14 protein-coding genes, 2 tRNA genes and 1 pseudogene are annotated in these 18,411 nt (G+C 40.8%); 14 read left to right on the forward strand and 3 right to left on the reverse strand.

The genetic code is table 11. From position 1 onward, the window contains the following. Positions 1–32: 32 nt before the first annotated feature. The 3 genes from WAZ74_RS07070 to pilB all read right to left on the reverse strand — a co-directional run bounded on the left by WAZ74_RS07070 (position 33) and on the right by pilB (position 4,121). A complete protein-coding gene (locus WAZ74_RS07070; RefSeq protein ID WP_422307250.1) occupies positions 33–932 on the reverse strand; it encodes a prepilin peptidase in 900 nt (299 codons plus the stop codon). Positions 933–957: 25 nt separating this feature from the next. Next, positions 958–2,181, reverse strand: coding sequence for a type II secretion system F family protein (locus tag WAZ74_RS07075; RefSeq protein WP_422307252.1), 1,224 nt, complete (start codon positions 2,179–2,181; stop codon positions 958–960). 230 nt (positions 2,182–2,411) lie between these two features. Next, positions 2,412–4,121, reverse strand: a complete 1,710-nt coding sequence (pilB, locus tag WAZ74_RS07080) for a type IV-A pilus assembly ATPase PilB (RefSeq protein WP_422307254.1) — start codon at positions 4,119–4,121, stop codon at positions 2,412–2,414. A gap of 405 nt (positions 4,122–4,526) precedes the next feature. Between pilB and tpiA the strand changes: the two genes are divergently transcribed. From tpiA to pnp, 14 genes and pseudogenes are all read left to right on the forward strand, one after another. Then, a complete protein-coding gene (gene tpiA, locus WAZ74_RS07085) occupies positions 4,527–5,336 on the forward strand; it encodes a triose-phosphate isomerase (RefSeq protein WP_422307256.1) in 810 nt (269 codons plus the stop codon). 227 nt (positions 5,337–5,563) lie between these two features. After that, the gene (gene secG / locus WAZ74_RS07090) at positions 5,564–5,872 is read left to right on the forward strand and encodes a preprotein translocase subunit SecG (RefSeq protein ID WP_079692976.1); all 309 of its coding nucleotides are present in this window, start codon (positions 5,564–5,566) and stop codon (positions 5,870–5,872) included. A 170-nt stretch (positions 5,873–6,042) separates the two neighbouring features. Beyond that, positions 6,043–6,127 (forward strand) — tRNA-Leu (locus WAZ74_RS07095). Between the two features lie 121 nt (positions 6,128–6,248). Next, positions 6,249–6,325: transfer RNA gene (locus WAZ74_RS07100), tRNA-Met, on the forward strand. A 434-nt stretch (positions 6,326–6,759) separates the two neighbouring features. After that, positions 6,760–7,260, forward strand: a complete 501-nt coding sequence (gene rimP / locus WAZ74_RS07105) for a ribosome maturation factor RimP (RefSeq protein WP_422307258.1) — start codon at positions 6,760–6,762, stop codon at positions 7,258–7,260. 190 nt (positions 7,261–7,450) lie between these two features. Next, positions 7,451–8,935, forward strand: coding sequence for a transcription termination factor NusA (gene nusA / locus WAZ74_RS07110; RefSeq protein WP_422307260.1), 1,485 nt, complete (start codon positions 7,451–7,453; stop codon positions 8,933–8,935). Positions 8,936–9,086: 151 nt separating this feature from the next. Next, positions 9,087–11,813: a translation initiation factor IF-2 gene (gene infB, locus WAZ74_RS07115; protein WP_422307262.1), complete on the forward strand. Its 2,727-nt coding sequence runs from the start codon at positions 9,087–9,089 to the stop codon at positions 11,811–11,813. Between the two features lie 295 nt (positions 11,814–12,108). Next, positions 12,109–12,513, forward strand: coding sequence for a ribosome-binding factor A (locus WAZ74_RS07120; protein ID WP_422307263.1), 405 nt, complete (start codon positions 12,109–12,111; stop codon positions 12,511–12,513). Between the two features lie 8 nt (positions 12,514–12,521). Next, on the forward strand, positions 12,522–13,610 hold the full coding sequence (gene truB, locus WAZ74_RS07125; protein ID WP_422307265.1) for a tRNA pseudouridine(55) synthase TruB: 1,089 nt from the start codon (positions 12,522–12,524) through the stop codon (positions 13,608–13,610). Between the two features lie 289 nt (positions 13,611–13,899). After that, positions 13,900–14,424, forward strand: a pseudogene (locus WAZ74_RS07130) (type 1 glutamine amidotransferase domain-containing protein). Positions 14,425–14,475: 51 nt separating this feature from the next. Next, entirely contained in the window at positions 14,476–14,637 is a 162-nt protein-coding gene (locus tag WAZ74_RS07135; RefSeq protein WP_422307267.1) for a hypothetical protein, read from the forward strand. Between the two features lie 162 nt (positions 14,638–14,799). Beyond that, positions 14,800–14,964 (forward strand): hypothetical protein, encoded by a 165-nt coding sequence (locus WAZ74_RS07140; protein ID WP_422307269.1) that lies wholly within the window; start codon positions 14,800–14,802, stop codon positions 14,962–14,964. A gap of 256 nt (positions 14,965–15,220) precedes the next feature. Then, positions 15,221–15,487 (forward strand): 30S ribosomal protein S15, encoded by a 267-nt coding sequence (gene rpsO / locus WAZ74_RS07145; RefSeq protein ID WP_045443035.1) that lies wholly within the window; start codon positions 15,221–15,223, stop codon positions 15,485–15,487. Positions 15,488–16,236: 749 nt separating this feature from the next. Beyond that, the gene (gene pnp, locus WAZ74_RS07150) at positions 16,237–18,339 is read left to right on the forward strand and encodes a polyribonucleotide nucleotidyltransferase (RefSeq protein WP_422307284.1); all 2,103 of its coding nucleotides are present in this window, start codon (positions 16,237–16,239) and stop codon (positions 18,337–18,339) included. Positions 18,340–18,411: the final 72 nt, after the last annotated feature.

Raw genomic sequence — 18,411 nt, forward strand, 5'->3', positions numbered from 1 at the left:
ATACCAAAGTGTACATGATTAGGTGTAAACAATTAAGTATACATACCTAAGTACCAGCTGACGATGTCTGAGCCGTACAGTAAAGCTATAATACCTGCAATAGCGATATAAGGACCAAAGGCAAAAGGTCTGCTCTCACCTTGTTTTTTCATGAGGATAAGCCCAACGATTGAGCCGAGCAAGGATGACAAGAGAATAATCAACGGCAACATCATAGGTCCAAGCCAAGCACCCAATACCGCTAATAGTTTAAAGTCCCCTTGTCCCATACCATGCTTTTTAGTGATTAAATAGAACACCTTAACCACTATCCACAATGATAAGAATCCAAGCAATAAGCCCCAAATGGACTGAGTTGGCGAGACAAACCAACCCTGTGAGTTTACGGCCAACCCTAACCCTGCTAATGGGAACGTTAGGCGATCAGGTAGTAGCTGCGTATCAAAATCAATACCAGTTAACGCAACGAGCGTCCATACTAAAATTAATGCTGATATACCAGCCGTACTGACACCAAACTTATAAATAACCAATACAGATAGCAGCGCAGTAACCAACTCAACGATGGGATAACGCAGCCCAATAGCGGCTTTACACTCCGAGCAGCGCCCGCGTAACACCATCCAACTGATCAAAGGGATATTTTCGTACCACTTTATTTTATGTGCGCATTGCGGGCAGCGGGATGCCGGCTTACTTAAAGTAATAGGCCTATCAGTGACTATAATATCGGTCAGTGGAGTAGTGTGTTCACGAGGCATATCCGCTTGTTCAGCCATAAACTGGCTGCATTCTTGTCGCCAAGAAAAGATCATCATTAGCGGAATACGGTGAATGACCACATTTAAAAAACTGCCGACACACAACCCGAGTACACCAAAAACGATCAAAGCTAGTGCCATATTTTCTTGTAATAATTGTATAAACTGCATCAAGTAGCTGTCCTTTAATTAGTCTTTAGCCTACCACTGAGCCCATTTGGAAGATTGGCAAGTACATGGCAATAACCAAGCCACCGACCAATACTCCTAATACTGACATAATTAGTGGTTCCATTAAGCTGGTTAGACCATCAACGGCGTTATCGACTTCGTTTTCGTAATAGACAGCCACTTTGTCTAGCATTTCTTCTAAGCTACCAGATTCTTCACCGATACCGACCATTTGAATGGCTAGACTTGGGAATAAATTAGTTGAGCGTATCGAAAACTGTAATTGCTGACCCGTCGACACATCATTTTTTATTTGTTGGATAGCGTTATAGAAAACTACATTATTTGCTGCGCCAGCAGTGGAATCTAGTGCATCAATAAGTGGCACGCCGGCAGCAAAAGTAGTAGATAGTGTGCGTGCGAAACGCGCGATGACTGCTTGATAAGCGATATTGCCAAATATCGGGGCTTTTAGTACAGCACGGTCTAAAAAGTCGCGAAATTTCTTAGAACGTTTTTTTGCTTCTGAGAAACCAATTATTGCTCCGCCAATAGCTGCAATTAAAATAAACCACCATGCTTGCATCCACTCAGACATACCTACAACCATTTGAGTAAAAGCAGGTAATTCAGCACCAAAAGAGCCGAATAAATCAGCAAATACTGGAACGACTTTAACTAGTAGGATAATGGTAACAATAATAGCAACTGCAACAACAGCTATAGGATACTTCATAGCTTTTCTGATTTTTGCTTTAAGTAGCTCGCTTTTCTCTTTATAAGTAGCAACCCGCTCAAGCATGGTTTCTAACGCACCTGATTGTTCGCCAGAATCAACAAGGGAACAAAACAAATCATCGAAATAGCGTGGGTGTCTACGTAATGCCGAAGCAAAGGTGCCGCCGGCTTCAATATCCGCTTTTATTTGCAACACTAAATCTTTCATACTAGGGTTATCAAGGGAGTCAGCGACAATTTCAAAGGATTGTGTTAACGGCACACCAGCTTTCATCATCGTTGCCAATTGACGAGCAAAAATTGCAATATCGATAGGCTTAATGGATTTTTTGAAGGTGTATAAGGGTTTTGGTTTTTTCTTAATACCTTTAACCGTAATCCCTTGTTTGCGCAAAGTGGCTTTTGCCAGCTCTAAGCTACGACTGGTCGTTTCACCTTTTACTTTTTGCCCGCGCCGGTTTACCCCATCATAGACAAAGTCTAATAGCATGTCGGTCTTAGCTTTTGCCATGTTGCTTCCCTCAAAAAATTGTCTGATATAGTCGAATATATATAGTGCAAGCTCGCAAAAATGTGCCTGATTTGTCGTTCGAAGCAGCTCTACTTCATTTTAGCGCAAAAAACTAGTATATATCTGTTTTATTTTCTATCCAAACTGACTGTCGTTACTTCTGACAAAGAAATAACAAATAAAGTGGATATTTTTGACAGTGTTATTACTTAATCTTTAGGTTATGCATATTATTCAGACGTGACGCGCATCATTTCTTGAATACTGGTCACACCTTGTAAAACCTTTAAAATGCCAGAACGGCGTAAATCTCTAAAACCATTTTTGACAGCGGCATCTTTAATGTCTATCGCATTACCGTCTTCCATGATGATACGTGAAATGTCAGGGCTGACCTTCATTACCTCATAGATACCGACACGGCCTTTATAGCCTTCGCGGCATTCATTACAGCCTACGGGTTCGTAAATGGTATTGTCTGGATTATCCAAGTCAGCATCGTTAAAACCAAGCTCAAGCAAGCTTTGACGTGGGATATTGATAGGCTTTTTACAATTCTTACATAAGCGCCGTGCTAGCCTCTGGGCAATGACCAAATTCACGGAAGTCGCAATATTAAAAGAGGCCACACCCATATTGCGTAGACGTGTTAACGTCTCAGGTGCTGAGTTAGTATGAAGAGTTGAGAGAACCATGTGACCTGTTTGCGCTGCCTTGATCGCAATTTCAGCCGTTTCAAGGTCGCGAATCTCACCAACCATCACAATATCGGGATCTTGGCGTAAGAATGACTTGAGAGCGCTAGAAAAAGTCAGTCCTACTTTCGGATTAACGTTGACCTGATTAATCCCTTCAAGGTTAATCTCGACAGGATCTTCAGCAGTTGAGATATTAGTATCACCAGTATTCAGGATGTTGATACCAGTATAAAGCGAAACCGTTTTACCAGAACCCGTTGGACCAGTAATTAATAGCATTCCTTGCGGTTTGTGCAGCGCTTCTAAAAACATCTCTTTTTGGTCAGGCTCATAACCGAGTGCTTCAATGCCGAGCATGGCTGAGGATGGATCTAAGATACGCAAAACGAGTTTTTCACCAAATAGAGTAGGCAGGCAGCTTACCCGAAAGTCGATGGCTTTATCTTTAGATATCTTCAGCTTAATACGTCCATCTTGTGGAACACGGCGCTCTGAGATGTCCATCTGTGACATAACTTTTAGGCGCGCAGCAATCTTACTTGCAAGCTGTACGGGCGGATTGGCCATCTTTTGCATCACACCGTCGACTCGGAAGCGGACTCGATAGCTCTTTTCATAAGGCTCGAAATGTAGATCTGATGCTCCCATACGAATAGCGTCAACCAGCATTTTATTCACAAATTTTACTACCGGTGCTTCTTCGACACTATCAGAGAGTTTGGTTTCGCCTTCCTCTTCTTCGCCTTCATCAAAACCAATATTTAAATCACTATCAGAAAAGCTATCGAAATTCTGCATCGTATCAGCGTAAAGGCTATCAATACGCCTTTTTAACTTATCTTCTTCAACTACAATCGTTTCAATAGATAAGCGTGAGTTAAAGGCAATGGCGTCAATAGCATCAATACGCGTTGGATCACTTAATGCCACAAACAAGCGTTGTCCACGCTTAAAGATTGGTAAGGCATTAAACTTGCGAACGATTTTTTCATCGACCAAATCTTTTGGAAGGACATCGTTACTAAGCGCATCAAGATCAAATAAAGGATCACCAAAAGCTTGCGACAGCATCTGTGCCAATTGATAAGCATTGGCAAGTTTATGATCTACCAGATAAGACACCAGTCCTATCTGCTGTTGCTGCGACTCAGTCTGAGCCGATTTCATATGTGCTTCGCTGACGATACCTTCGCTAATCAGCTGCTGCGCTAGGCCACCGTATTTACTGGTTGTGATAGACATTAAGACTTCTCCTTACTCAATACTGAATATACGATGTATTTACCTAAACTACAGGCTATCTGTTTATTATGTTCAATTGGTAGCCAAGCTAACGTTAATATTTAAGCTACTTTTTTAAAATATTAATTTTAAAGATTTTTTTAAGGTATAGAGTTTATTGATGGTCGGCACTTTCTTTTATATTGATAGAATCATATAGGAATTTACTGGAATTTAAAGGTTTTATATATAGTAGAGAACTATCGACCTGCAAAAAACGATACCTTAGCAAAATATAATAAGAAACCTGCTAAAAAGTCAGTTCTAATTCCGGACGCACTATACTATAGCACTTGTGAAATATTTGTTATACTTGCGCGCATATTAGCCACATTGGCAGTCATACATAAGAAAAGGTAGATGAGAATGCAAGCTTGGGTAATTGGAAATTGGAAGCAGAATCCAGCGACGAGCCATGACGTCAATGCGCTACTAGATGACTTACTTACTGCCATTGAAGCGACAGAGCAAGCTAATTCAGAGGTTACCGCTCGCTGTCAGTTAATGGTCGCGCCAAGCTTTATTCATTTGACTGCGGTTAGTGCTCGTTTAAAAGGCACCTCAGTACTGTGCGCGGCACAAGATATCAGTGCCCATAGTGCCAGTGTCGGCGCATATACGGGTGATTGCTCAGCGCAACAAATTGCTGACGCTGGCGCAACCTGGACTATCCTTGGTCATTCTGAACGCCGTCAGTATCATCAAGAATCTTATGATAGCTTATTGCAAAAAGTGACTCACGCTCTAATGCAAGACTTGGGCGTCGTATTCTGTATTGGTGAGACGCAAGCACAATATGATGATCAGCAAACGCTAGAAGTCATCGACAGCCAGTTATCGGTTATCAAGAGTCTACTTGCCCAGCAGCAAGAACTTATTGATTCGTTATCGACTCGTTTAATCATTGCCTACGAGCCTGTATGGGCGATTGGGACTGGCAAAGTACCCACAGTGGCAGAGGTTAGCGCGACTCACCAGCATATTAAGCAATCGGTTGCAGGCGTTGCGGAGTCACTGTCTGCTATTACTGTCTTATATGGTGGTAGTGTCAATGCTGACAATGCTGATATTTTTGCTGCAGATGCCATGATTGACGGCGCATTGGTTGGCGGCGCTTCCCTAAAAGCAGAGAGCTTTTTAGCGATTGCCACCGCTTTTAGTAAAGGCAGTATTTAATAGCTTATTGCTAGATATAATAAAAGTGTGAGTCTTTATTTATTTATTATTCACAAAATGTCTTTATCAGTTGGCAAAAGTGGGTTTAACAGTGCCCTTGCAATCGTGTACAATGCGCCTTATTTATATCATTGATTTAGCGTCATTAGGCGCTGATCGCTATTACTATTAAATCTCACGATTTATTTTTCGTTATCAGTCGTCATTACGCGGCAAAAGAGGCCACCATGTATACGTTTATATTAGCCCTGCATATTATCGTGGCGATTGCCATGATTGGCTTGATTTTGATACAGCATGGCAAAGGGGCAGATGCTGGGGCTTCTTTTGGCGCAGGCTCTTCTGGCACAGTATTCGGCGCAGCAGGCACAGCAAACTTTCTAACTCGTGCGACAGCCGTGCTGACCCTCATATTTTTTATCACCAGTATGACGCTTGCCGTCCATGCTCGTAAGCAAGCGGAAGATCAGTTCCGTCTAGATGCGCCAGTGTCAGCACCGCAAACGCCGCGACCTTTGACTCAAAATCCTCAGTAGCAGTTTTTAGCGAGCGTTAACAAACGTTTTCTGAGCAGGCAGCTCTTGCTATTTTAAAGCGTTACATTTACAATGCTTTTCTGTTTTTACAAGTCTATATCTATCGATGCCTACCTTAAAGCATCAATTATGAGAGATAAGATGTTATAAAACAGAGCAATTAGAAAAATGCGATTGTGGTGGAATTGGTAGACACGCCATCTTGAGGGGGTGGTGGCGCAAGCTGTGGGGGTTCAAGTCCCCCCAATCGCACCAATTTTTAAAGTTGTATCGTATTAAGTGGGTTGTTAGATAGGTAATATTTTTATTTTAAGTTATTTTCAAATAAAGATTGACACTACTATAAAACCTCCCTATAATACGCGTTCTAGATTGATGCGGGGTGGAGCAGTCTGGTAGCTCGTCGGGCTCATAACCCGAAGGTCGTTGGTTCAAATCCAGCCCCCGCTACCACTTTTTATACTGATATTTTGTACACTAAATTTGTCAGTGCCAATTAGCCCACCATTATGCTTGTGGGTTTTTTTGTATCTTAAAGTCGGTGTTATCGCGATATCTATCCTATTTATGCTAAGCTCTATGCCTATAGAGTACGATACTATTCGTTACTGGTCATCACCTGCTACTGCGTGATAACTGGTAAGCACACTATCTTTTATTCCTCATCCTTTTATCGATAGTACTGCTTTATGAATAATAATAGCACTAAGCTTTTGAGCTTGATAATTATTGGTTGTGCCCTTATAAATAAGCATGACCCATATAAGATCGGGTTGAGTGGGTAGTAGAAATAATAGAATATACAATGATTATACTGACTGTTATAAATAGACCATTAAAATGATTCATTTATAACAGATATGCAAATAGGACATTATTAATAGATTATGAAACTTTCTACTAAGGTTACAGAATTAACTAGTATTATTGCCCCTGCAGTCGCCGCTTGTGATGTAGCGCTATGGGGTATAGAATTTGCACCGCAAGGCAATCGTTCTTTGTTGCGTATTTATATTGAGTCGTTACCTGAAGACCAAGCTCAAGATAAACAGGTGACGATTGAAAATTGTGCGGCAGTAAATCACCAGGTCAGCGGTATTTTAGAGGTTCACGATCCTATTTCTGGTGAGTTTATATTAGAAGTATCTTCACCTGGTTTTGACCGCGCGTTTTTCTCAGATGAGCAAATGCATGGCTATGTTGGTCAAACAGTCAGTTTACGTCTGATACAAGCGATTGGCGAAGGTGATAAAAAGCGCCGTAAAGCCACAGGAACCTTAAATAGTATAGATTCAACTTCTTTAAAACTGACAGCTGCTGATGGTGAGCAGTTCGAGATTGCATTGACTAATATCGATAAAGCCAATTTGATTTATGAAGATGCTTAGTTAATTCGAATGCTTATTTAATTCGAATGTTGAGTTTATTAACACGGATAGTTTGATTTGATCATTTAAGTCGCTCATTATAATTGGTATTTTAATCTCCAAATAGCTCACATAGCTGATGGTGAAAATATATAGCAATATACAAATTATAAAATTTAAGTCAATTAAAAAATGATAGGACAGGTATAGCATGAGTCGTGAAATCTTAACGGTAGTAGAAACTGTCAGTAATGAAAAGGGCTTAAATCCTGAAGATATCTTTGAAGCAATTGAAGAAGCTTTAGTGGTTTCGACTAAGAAAAAAGTATATACCGATCAGCCGGAAGTAGAAGTGCGCGTTGCTATCGACCGTGCCACAGGCGATTATGATACTTATCGTTACTGGACAGTGGTTGCAGATGAAGACCATGAAATGCCTGCTTGTCAGCTTGCTATCACTGACCTTGATCAAGAAGAATGGTCAATTGGCGATATCAAAGAAGAGCAAATTGCGTCAATCGAATTTGGTCGTATTGCGGCCACGCAAGCCAAACAAGTTATTATCCAAAAAATCCGTGAAGCTGAGCGTAACTTAGTAGCAGATGCTTTTGAGCCACGTGTTGGCGAAATGATGTACGGCGAAGTTAAAAAACAGACTCGTGATGGTTTCATCATCGACTTAGGTGACAATGCTGAAGGTTATCTTTCACGCGATCAGATGTTGCCTCGTGAGCAGCTACGTGCTAAGTCACGTATCAATGCCATCTTATATCATGTGAACCGTGAAAATCGCGGTGCACAGTTGCTATTATCGCGTACTCATCCTGAAATGCTCTCGGCATTGATGCAAAAAGAAGTGCCTGAGATTGCCGAACAAATTATTGAAATTCGTAATGTCGCTCGCTTGCCAGGTACTCGTGCTAAAATAGCCGTGAAAACCAATGATCATCGTATCGACCCTGTTGGCGCTTGTATCGGTATGCGTGGTACGCGTATCCAAGCGGTACAGCAAGAGCTTGATGGCGAGCGTATTGATGTGGTGGTTTGGTCAGATGACCCAGCTCAATTCATCATCAGTGCTCTAGAGCCTGCTGACGTTAGCAGTATTATTTTAGATGAAGATACTAAGACCGCTGATATTGTCTTTAGCACCAATGATCAATTAGCGCGCGCGATTGGCTCACAAGGTCAAAACGTCCGCTTGGCTTCTGAGCTAACCGGCTATAAGCTTAATATGATGCTAGAAGAAGAGTATCAGCAGCGTCAAGAGAACGAATCTAAAGCCTTTATTGAATTGTTCTACGAGCGTTTAGAAGTAGATAAAGACTTAGCACAAGCACTTGTCGATATTGGTTTTACCAGTATTGAAGAAGTGGCTTACGTGCCAGTTGAAACCTTTTATGATATCGAAGGTTTAGACGATGAAGCGATTGATATGATTCAAGAGCGTGCTAAAGAATTGGTCATCGCAGACGAATTAGTTAAACAACAAAACATGAAAGAGCCAAGTCAAGAACTGCAAGATCTTGAAGGAATGACGGTCAGTTGGGCTTATAAAATGGCACAAAAAGACATCATTACTGTTGATGACTTGGCAGAACAAGCTGTCTTCGATTTAGAAGATATCGAAGGCTTAGATACTGAAACCGCAGGAAAACTCATCATGAAAGCTCGGGAATCTTGGTTCAATGAATAAGCGGTAACTGCATATCGCTGTCTTTTGGTGATATGCTATTGATAATAAAGTGCTGGTATAATTGCAATATATATACTGGCCTTACCCCAATCATTTGTAGCCAACAACTGAATTGAACATATAGCAAATAATAGACAGTAGGTGATAATAAATGGCAGATAAGACCGTCAAAGAACTAGCAGATATGGTTAGCAAAACCGCAAGTGCTGTACAACAGCAACTGGTAGATGCTGGACTGCCTGCGCGCGCAGAGGGTGACCTAGTCACCGAGCTTGAGCAGGAAAAGTTGGTGACGTATTTAAAGCAAAGTCATGGTCAGGAAGAAAAGCGTCGTATTAGTCTTAAGTCTAAGACCACTAGTACTGCGCGTGTGACTGGCTCTTCGGGTAAATCTAAAAGCGTCAATGTCGAAGTGCGTAAAAAGAAAGTGTTCGAGAAGCCTGATCCAGAGAAGATGGCTGAAGAATTAGCTGCGCGCGAGCAAGCGATGATTGAGTCGCAAGAGCGTGCTGCTAAAGATGCTGAAGACCGTGCTGCTACTAAGAAAAAATCTGAAGATCGTCAGGCAGCTACTCTAGCCGCGATGCGCGCAAGTTTGGGCTCTAGTAAAAAGTCTAGTGATAAGAACGATGATATCTCAACGTCAGTAGTTGTGAAAAAAGGCGGTAAGACCACAGTTGAGGTCAAGCCGAAAGAACAACCTAAGAAGAAAGTTGCTGCGACGAAACCAAAAGTTGAAACAGCCGCTGAGCGTAAAGCTCGCGAAGTACGTGAGAAAGAAGAAACTCGTTTACGCGAGATTGAAACAGAAACACGTCGTACCCAAGCTGAAGAAGCGCAAAAACGTACGCTTGAGCAAATGCGCAAAATGGCTGGTCAATATACGGATCAGCCTGCTGCTGAAGTTCGTAAAGACGAACCATTGGCAGAAGGTCTGGTAGGTGATGCGCTAGAAGAATCATTTGAAAAAGAACGTCGTGAAATCAAGCGCGGTGCAAGTAGCACTAGTGCTCGTGGCCGTGGTCGTCGTAAGAATCAAGACGAGCGTGAAATTAAAAACCGTAAAAACGGTTTACGTTCAAGCCAGTCGACACAGCATAAGTTTGAAAAGCCTCTCGAAAAAATTGTTTATGATGTAGAAATCAGTGAACAAATCACTGTTTCTGATCTCGCACAGCGTATGGCTGTTAAAGCCCGTGAAGTAACGAAATTGCTCATGAAAATGGGTGAAATCGCTCGCGAATCAGATACGATTGACCAAGCAACAGCCAGTCTAATCGTTGAAGAAATGGGTCATAATCCAGTACCCGTTAGTGATACTAAAGTTGAAGACGATCTACAATATGCGGTTGATGAGCGTAGCAGTAACATACAAACGCGCCCACCAGTCGTTACTATCATGGGTCATGTTGACCACGGTAAAACATCATTACTAGATAAAATCCGTGAAACGAAAGTTGCGACCGGTGAAGCCGGTGGTATTACTCAGCATATCGGCGCCTATCATGTGAAAACTTCACGCGGTGTGATTACCTTCCTTGATACCCCAGGTCACGCAGCTTTTAGTGCAATGCGTTCACGTGGTGCACAGGCGACGGATATCGTAGTGATCGTTGTCGCTGCTGATGATGGTATGATGCCGCAAACTGAAGAAGCGATTGATCATGCTCGTGCTGCTGGTACGCCAATCATTGTTGCTATCAATAAAATGGATAAGCCAAGTGCTGATCCTGATCGCGTGCTCAATGAATTGACTGCGAAAGAAGTGGTATCAGAAGAGTGGGGCGGTGATACGCCGATGGCTCGTATTTCGGCCAAAACCGGTGATGGTATTGATGACCTACTAGAGCTTATCAGTATCCAAGCAGAGCTCATGGAGCTAGAAGCGCCATTAGATGGTGCTGCTCAAGGTGTGGTGATCGAGTCAAGACTTGAAAAAGGCCGCGGTCCTGTTGTCAGCGTTCTCGTTAAAAAAGGAACGTTAAAACAAGGTGATCTAGTCTTAGCTGGTGAGCATTATGGTAAAGTCCGTGCGATCACTGATGAACATGGTCAGCGCATCAAATCGGCTGGTCCTTCAATCCCTGTAGAGATTTTAGGTTTACCTGAAACACCAGCTGCTGGTAGCGAGTTCTTAGTCTTAACCGATGAGAAAAAAGCTCGTGAAGTCGCTGACTTTAGAACCAATCGCGAGCGTGAGCGTCAGCTTGAGCGTCAAAATGCGATGCGTTTAGAGAGCATGTTCGATCAGATGGAACAAGGTAATGTGTCATTCTTAAATATTGTCTTAAAAACTGACGTTCGCGGCTCACTTGAAGCGTTACTTGCAGCACTGAACGAATTATCAACGGATGAAGTCAAAGTCAGAGTAATCAGCTCAGGCGTTGGCCCTATCTCTGAGTCTGATGTAACACTGGCAGAATCTAGTGAAGCAGTATTGCTAGGTTTCAACGTCCGTGCAGATGCAACCGCACGCCGTAAAGCAGATGTATCTAACATGGATATTCGCTATTACAGTGTCATCTATGGCTTGATTGATGATGTGAAAGCAGCCATGAGCGGTATGTTGGCTCCTGAACATCGTGAGAAAATCTTGGGTGTCGCGGACGTTCGTGAAGTATTCCGTTCTAGTAAGTTTGGTGCAGCTGCCGGTTGTATGGTGGTTGAAGGTACGATTTATCGCAACAAGCCTATCCGTGTTTTACGTAATGACCAAGTTATCTTTACTGGTCAATTGCAATCATTACGTCGCTACAAAGAAGACGTCAATGAAGTACGTACCGGCATGGAATGTGGTCTAGCCGTCCGTGGTTATGATGTAGAAGATGGCGATAAAATCGAAGTCTTTGAGATCCAAGAGTTTGCACGTACTATCTAAAGTTGCTGTTCGATAGAATGGTATTTGAAAATGCAATATGCCTAACTAGCTGAGTATGTCAGATATCTTTTTAATACTCAGCTGTACTTAGGCCTAACAGGTACATCCTGCTAGGCCTTTTTTAACAAATATTAATCACTCAATTTATTCATAAGACTGTTCCGAAAAATAGAGTAACCAGTAAAACGAGCGCAGAGACTATCTCTTATAGACTAAGCGAGTTGCATCAAGTTAATCGTATTTCTTAGATTCAGTATCAATAAAAATAAGCTATATTAAAAACAAGGTAATAACCATGAACCAACGTTTACAACGTTTAGCTGATCAGATTCAGCGTGAGCTTGCTGTTCTTATCCGTGATGCTGTCAATGACCCGCGTCTGACTGGTTTTGTCACTATATCTAGTGTTAAAGTTAGTCCAGACCTAGGTTACGCTGATATTTATGTCACAATCATGGAGCCAGAGCTCAATGATGCTATGACTAAGTCCAATCATGAAGAGAGTATTAAGGTGCTTAATAACGCAGCAGGTTTCTTGCGTACTGAATTAAGCCACAGTCTAAAAACTCGCACGACGCCGCGTTTGCGTTTTCACTATGATGAAGTTACCGCTCGAGGTAATTATATGATGGATCTAATTAGTAAAGCGGTCATTAAAACTGAGAAAAACGAGTCTGACGAGCAAGAAATAGAAGAGTAAAAGCCATTATGTCTACAGTTTCTACAAAAGCGTCTACGCAAGTTGGTAAGAATCTCAATACAATGCCCACAAAGATAAAAGTATCGGGCGTTATATTGGTGGATAAGCCTCAAGGTATGACTTCACAGCAAGTAGTGTCAAAGGTGAAGTATCTGTTTAAATCACCGAATCATGACAGTAAAAAAGCTGGTCATACAGGCACGCTTGATCCGATGGCAACTGGTCTACTACCTATTTGTTTGGGTGAAGCAACTAAGTTTAGTCATTATCAACTCGATGCTGATAAATCTTATCAAGCGACTATCTTACTTGGAAGCCAAACAGATACCGGTGACGCAGATGGAAAAATTATTGCTGAAACGACTATTCCGTCATTTGATGAAGCGACACTAAACGATGTTGCTCAGCAGTTTTTAGGGGCTCAGCAACAAATTCCACCGATGTATTCTGCTTTAAAGAAAGATGGAAAAAAGCTCTATGAATATGCGCGTGCTGGGATAGAGGTTGAGCGTGCGCCGAGAGATATTACCCTCAAAGCAATCAGCCTAGAAGCTATCGATGATAAGCAGATTCAATTGACAGTGACGTGTTCCAAAGGCACCTATGTACGTGTATTAGCAGAAGATATTGCTAAAACACTGAACACGTTAGGACATTTAACTGCATTGCGCCGTCTACAAGTTGGTGATTTTAGAATTGACCAAGCAATTACTTTGGCAGATTTAGAGGCACTAGCATTAAAGAGTCGTCAGGAACATTTGTTGGTAGTAGATGCTTGTGTCAATATTAATGCTGAGCTTATGTTGTCAGCAGAACAATATGAACGTGTACAAATGGGTCAACGCTTAAATGTATTCGATCAGCTGACGGATGATTTGCAAAGCTATATTGCATCGGCTATCGAACAAAAGTCATCTAATGATGAAAGTAATGATGAGCAACGAAATATTAATGAGAGTGAGAGTAACAAGGAAATACCATTACCACATGAGATAGCAGTAGATATCTGTCTCATTAATGAGCAGGGACATTTTATTGGTCTCGGTGCTGTGAGTTTAAATGGTCGATTGCAACCTAAAAAATTGATTCAGTTATAGTATTAGGTGTTTAATTTACCGTTATTTGTATCACTCAAAGTCTGTAAAAGTTACTAAGAATTCACATTAATCACATATCGTCACATTTTATTGCAGGTTTCACCTATAGTGAAACCTGCTTTTTTTGTACCTTAGTTAAGTCATCTAAGGAAAAGCAGTCAAGGAGAAAATATAATAATATGAATATAATAATTTTTTCCTAAACAAATATAAAATAATTTTTTAGAAGTTATATTAAATACTATGATAAGAAAAATAAAAGAATAATTAATAGAATATAAGGAATACTATGAAAACGATTGCTTTTTTATTACATAATCACTTTGAACAAGCAGAATATGAAGACGTTAATAACAAGCTAAAAGATAAAGGCTACAAGACACTTCTTATTACCACCGATAAAGATAAAGAAGTTCAAGGCATGAAGCAAGATGTTAATAAGGGCGATACGTTCACTGCCGACCTATTTGCTAAAGACGCAAAAGCTGATGAATATGATGCCTTAGTCTTGCCAGGTGGTACAGTAAATGCTGACGCCATACGTAGCAATAAAGAAGCTCATAGCATCATCAAGGCGATTAATGATGCTGGCAAACCATTAGCAGTTATCTGTCATGCTCCTTGAGTGCTTATTAATACAGGTATTGCTAACGGCAGAACGTTGACTGCTTATCAGACACTACAGATCGATTTAGAAAACGCTGGGGCAAAATTTGTAGATAAAACAGTACAAGTCGATGGTAATCTGATTACCTCACGCAATCCAGACGATATCAAGAATTTTGTCGAAGCTATCGATAAAGCACTATCATAATTTCAATTATTAAATTTCATAATCAATTACAATCATAAAAAGGAAAATAGTATGTCAAATTCTAATCCAAATGATACTAAGCTTGAGCAACAACGTTCTGACGCAGCTGAAGCCTCGTTAAAGAACCAAACTGACAGCAATTATACAAAAGATACTGACGCAGCAGCAGATCGTATTGCTGATAATGCAGAAGAAGCTAAAAAAGATAAATAGAACTTAATTTAAGTTCGATCTACGTTTTAAATTTTTATCTAGTTAACTAAAAATGCTAACTGCTCAAAAGGTTAGCATTTTTAATAATAAATTCTATGATTAGTTTTATTATTAAGATTATTTAATATCGATTTCTTATAACAAGATAATTGGAGAGCTATTATGGATAAGCAAGAACAAAAGATAGAAAAACTAGCCGATGATATCAATCCTAGCCAAGATGTGATTCCTGATAGTTTAGCTGAGGCTACCACAGTACCGCTAGATGATGATGCGCTTGGTGGTAACGCAACTGAAGATGACGTTAAAAAAAGTAAATATAAATAAGCTTTTATAAACATATTATCAATCTAAGTTTGTTTCATAAAACTGTTGAAACTAATATGGAAAACTGCTGTTAGTTCGGCAGTTTTTTGTTATAATCGTTTTCAAGTTAAACAACGTGTTTGTCGACCACTAGGTCAACTCTAGTAATGCAGGGTTGTCCCGAATGTCATGCAGACTATTTTATTTATTCTATCATTTTATACTCATTAAAATTTATTGATGAATTATAGAATGTTTAGCATTGCCGGAGAAATCTATGTTAACTAATACTGATCGCGAACAAATCATTGCTCAATACCAACGTGGCGAAAACGACACAGGTTCACCTGAAGTACAAGTAGCCTTGTTAAGTGCTCGTATCAACGATTTGCAAAACCATTTTAAAGCACACAAAGCTGATCATCACAGCCGCCGTGGTCTTATCCGTATGGTTAATACCCGTCGTAAATTGCTTGATTACCTAAAAGGTAAAGACCTTGGTCGCTATACCACTCTTATCAGCCAGTTAGGTCTACGTCGTTAATTTGACGACAGTAGTACGAATGGTCGCTAAAATAGAATATACCTTAATACGGTACCATTTCAGATTTTTACCCAAGCCATTTGGAACTTACTTGTTGATATCGATAAAATAGATTTTTCTAAAACGGTGTGGAATAGTTTCACGCCGTTTTTTTATGCTTATCATTATGGTTAATTTAGCTTAGATGCTTTAAGTTCATATCATGTGATAATTGCAGCGTGAGTACTAAAGATGCAGGGTCAAATACGTAAGACTTGCTCTAAACCTCAGTAGTCATTATTAATAAAGAATTGTTATTAATAAGTATTTACTATCAATAAATAGGCTGTTTTGCATTTAATTGGTCAATGACCGTAAATCACTGTAAAATAATGCCTTATGAGTTTTATAGTGCTATTAGCTGTAAAGTATTTATGTGAAAGTATCTATGTGTTAGTAAGCTAGATATTAGTATCTTACCAAAGAAGCAGCCAGTATCATGTGCGCATGATTTTGACTTGATACGACTTTTGATAGTACTTATATAAAACCGAATTTGAAAAACCGAATATGCATAAAAGTACCATGCCTATGATATGTAAATGCATAAGATAAATAGGTAAAGATATTAGCCTTAATTAACGCGATGCTTTAATCGACTTGTTGTTAGTTGGTGGCTATATACAAAGAAAGATAAAGAATTTTTAATGACAGATATCAGCTTTTATAATGCTGATATTACTTTCGTCAGTCAATATTAGGAAAATTATATGACAATGTTTAATACTATTAAGCGTGAATTCCAATACGGCAACCAGCAGGTTGTTATCGAAACAGGTCGTATCGCTCGCCAAGCTAACTCTATTTTAGTTCACATGGGCGGCGTCACTGTATTAGTAGCAGCCGTTGTGAAGTCTGAAGCGAAAGAAGGCCAAAACTTCTTTCCATTGACTGTTAACTACCAAGAAAAAATGTATGCAGCGGGTAAAATTCCAGGTGCTTATGGCAAACGTGAAGGCCGTGCTAGTGAGTCTGAAACCTTAACCTCGCGCCTGATTGACCGTCCGATTCGTCCACTTTTCCCTGAAGGCTATTTGAACGAAATCCAAATCACAGCCACGGTTGTATCATCAGACAAGAGTCAGTCAGCAGATATCGCGGCATTGATTGGTGCATCAGCTGCATTAGCTATTTCTGACGCGCCATTTAATGGCCCTGTTGCCGGTGCACGCGTTGGCTTTATCAACGGTGAATATGTTCTAAACCCGACTCTTGAAGAACTTAAAGAGAGTGATCTTGACTTAATCGTTGCTGGTACTAAATCGGCAGTATTAATGGTTGAGTCAGAAGCCAAAGAGTTGTCAGAAGATCAAATGTTAGGTGCAGTATTGTACGGTCATCAGCAACAGCAAATCGTTATTGATAATATTGCCTCATTAGCTGCAGAAGTGGGTACAGCTAAGCAGCAGTTTACTTCTCCTAAGCGTGATGAAGCATTATCGAACAGCATGAAAGAGCAGTTTGGTGCGCAAGTATCTGACGCCTATACCATTACTGATAAACAAGAGCGTTATACTAAGCTTGATGACGTTAAACAAGCTGCTATTGCTGCGCTTGCTGGTGATGCAGAGTCAGAAACTTATAGTGCTACGGTATCTGAGCTAAAAGAAATCTATAACGATCTAAAATACCGTACGGTTCGTGACAATATCTTGTCTGGTAAGCCACGTATCGATGGTCGTGATCTTGAAACGGTTCGTGCCATTGATGTACAAGTCGGTGTATTACCATTTACTCATGGTTCAGCGCTATTTACTCGTGGTGAAACGCAAGCATTGGTGACGACGACTCTTGGTAACAGCCGTGACGTCAACATGATTGACTCACTAGCTGGTACGATTCGTGACCATTTCATGTTGCATTATAACTTCCCGCATTTCTCAGTTGGTGAGACTGGTCGCGAAGGTATTCCTAAACGTCGCGAAATCGGTCATGGTCGCCTAGCGCGCCGTGGTGTACAAGCGATGCTTCCAGATAGCGAACGCTTCCCATATGTTATCCGTGTGGTATCAGAAATCACTGAATCAAACGGTTCATCGTCTATGGCTTCTGTTTGTGGCGCAAGCTTGGCATTGATGGACGCTGGCGTACCAATTAAAGCACCAGTTGCTGGTATCGCAATGGGTCTAGTGAAAGAAGGCGAGCGCTTTGCCGTATTGTCTGACATCTTAGGTGATGAAGATCATCTTGGCGATATGGACTTTAAAGTGGCTGGTTCTAAAGACGGCATTACCGCCCTGCAAATGGACATTAAAATTGAAGGCATTACGCCAGATATCATGGAGCAAGCGCTGAAACAAGCCCATGCTGGTCGTATCCATATCTTAGACGCAATGAACAAAGTATTGCCTGAAAGCCGTACTGAAATCAACGCGCATGCGCCTAACTATGCCGTTATCGAAATCAATCCTGACAAAATCCGTGATGTTATCGGTAAAGGCGGCGCTACTATCCGTCAGCTAACGGAAGAAACTGGTGCCGTTATCGATATCGATGACGCTGGTACGATTCGTATCTTTGGTGAAAACAAAGCAGCAACTAAAGCGGCTATCGGTAAAATCGAAGCCTTAACTGCTGAAGTTGAAGTGGGCAAAACGTATGAAGGTACGGTTGCTCGTATCGTTGACTTTGGTGCATTCATTAACGTCTTACCAAACACTGATGGTCTAGTACATATCTCACAAATCGCAGATGAGCGCGTAGAGAATGTATCTGACTATCTCAAAGAAGGTCAAATCGTTAAAGTATTGGTACAAGACGTCGATAACCGTGGTCGTATCAAGCTGACTATGAAAGGTATTGAGCAAAGCTAATTCTCGATATTTGATATAGTAAAAATTTAAAAAACCGCTTTGAGTCACTTATCATTAGTGCTCAAGGCGGTT

Source organism: Psychrobacter sp. (assembly GCF_049295055.1).
In the GTDB taxonomy this organism is placed as follows: Bacteria; Pseudomonadota; Gammaproteobacteria; order Pseudomonadales; family Moraxellaceae; genus Psychrobacter.

What these genes read in the sequence shown, in the direction of transcription:
- WAZ74_RS07070 (WP_422307250.1), bottom strand. Translation starts at nt 932, where the DNA reads ATGCAGTTTATACAATTATTACAAGAAAATATGGCACTAGCTTTGATC.
- WAZ74_RS07075 (WP_422307252.1), bottom strand. Translation starts at nt 2,181, where the DNA reads ATGGCAAAAGCTAAGACCGACATGCTATTAGACTTTGTCTATGATGGG.
- pilB (WP_422307254.1), bottom strand. Translation starts at nt 4,121, where the DNA reads ATGTCTATCACAACCAGTAAATACGGTGGCCTAGCGCAGCAGCTGATT.
- tpiA (WP_422307256.1), top strand. Translation starts at nt 4,527, where the DNA reads ATGCAAGCTTGGGTAATTGGAAATTGGAAGCAGAATCCAGCGACGAGC.
- secG (WP_079692976.1), top strand. Translation starts at nt 5,564, where the DNA reads ATGTATACGTTTATATTAGCCCTGCATATTATCGTGGCGATTGCCATG.
- rimP (WP_422307258.1), top strand. Translation starts at nt 6,760, where the DNA reads ATGAAACTTTCTACTAAGGTTACAGAATTAACTAGTATTATTGCCCCT.
- nusA (WP_422307260.1), top strand. Translation starts at nt 7,451, where the DNA reads ATGAGTCGTGAAATCTTAACGGTAGTAGAAACTGTCAGTAATGAAAAG.
- infB (WP_422307262.1), top strand. Translation starts at nt 9,087, where the DNA reads ATGGCAGATAAGACCGTCAAAGAACTAGCAGATATGGTTAGCAAAACC.
- WAZ74_RS07120 (WP_422307263.1), top strand. Translation starts at nt 12,109, where the DNA reads ATGAACCAACGTTTACAACGTTTAGCTGATCAGATTCAGCGTGAGCTT.
- truB (WP_422307265.1), top strand. Translation starts at nt 12,522, where the DNA reads ATGTCTACAGTTTCTACAAAAGCGTCTACGCAAGTTGGTAAGAATCTC.
- WAZ74_RS07135 (WP_422307267.1), top strand. Translation starts at nt 14,476, where the DNA reads ATGTCAAATTCTAATCCAAATGATACTAAGCTTGAGCAACAACGTTCT.
- WAZ74_RS07140 (WP_422307269.1), top strand. Translation starts at nt 14,800, where the DNA reads ATGGATAAGCAAGAACAAAAGATAGAAAAACTAGCCGATGATATCAAT.
- rpsO (WP_045443035.1), top strand. Translation starts at nt 15,221, where the DNA reads ATGTTAACTAATACTGATCGCGAACAAATCATTGCTCAATACCAACGT.
- pnp (WP_422307284.1), top strand. Translation starts at nt 16,237, where the DNA reads ATGACAATGTTTAATACTATTAAGCGTGAATTCCAATACGGCAACCAG.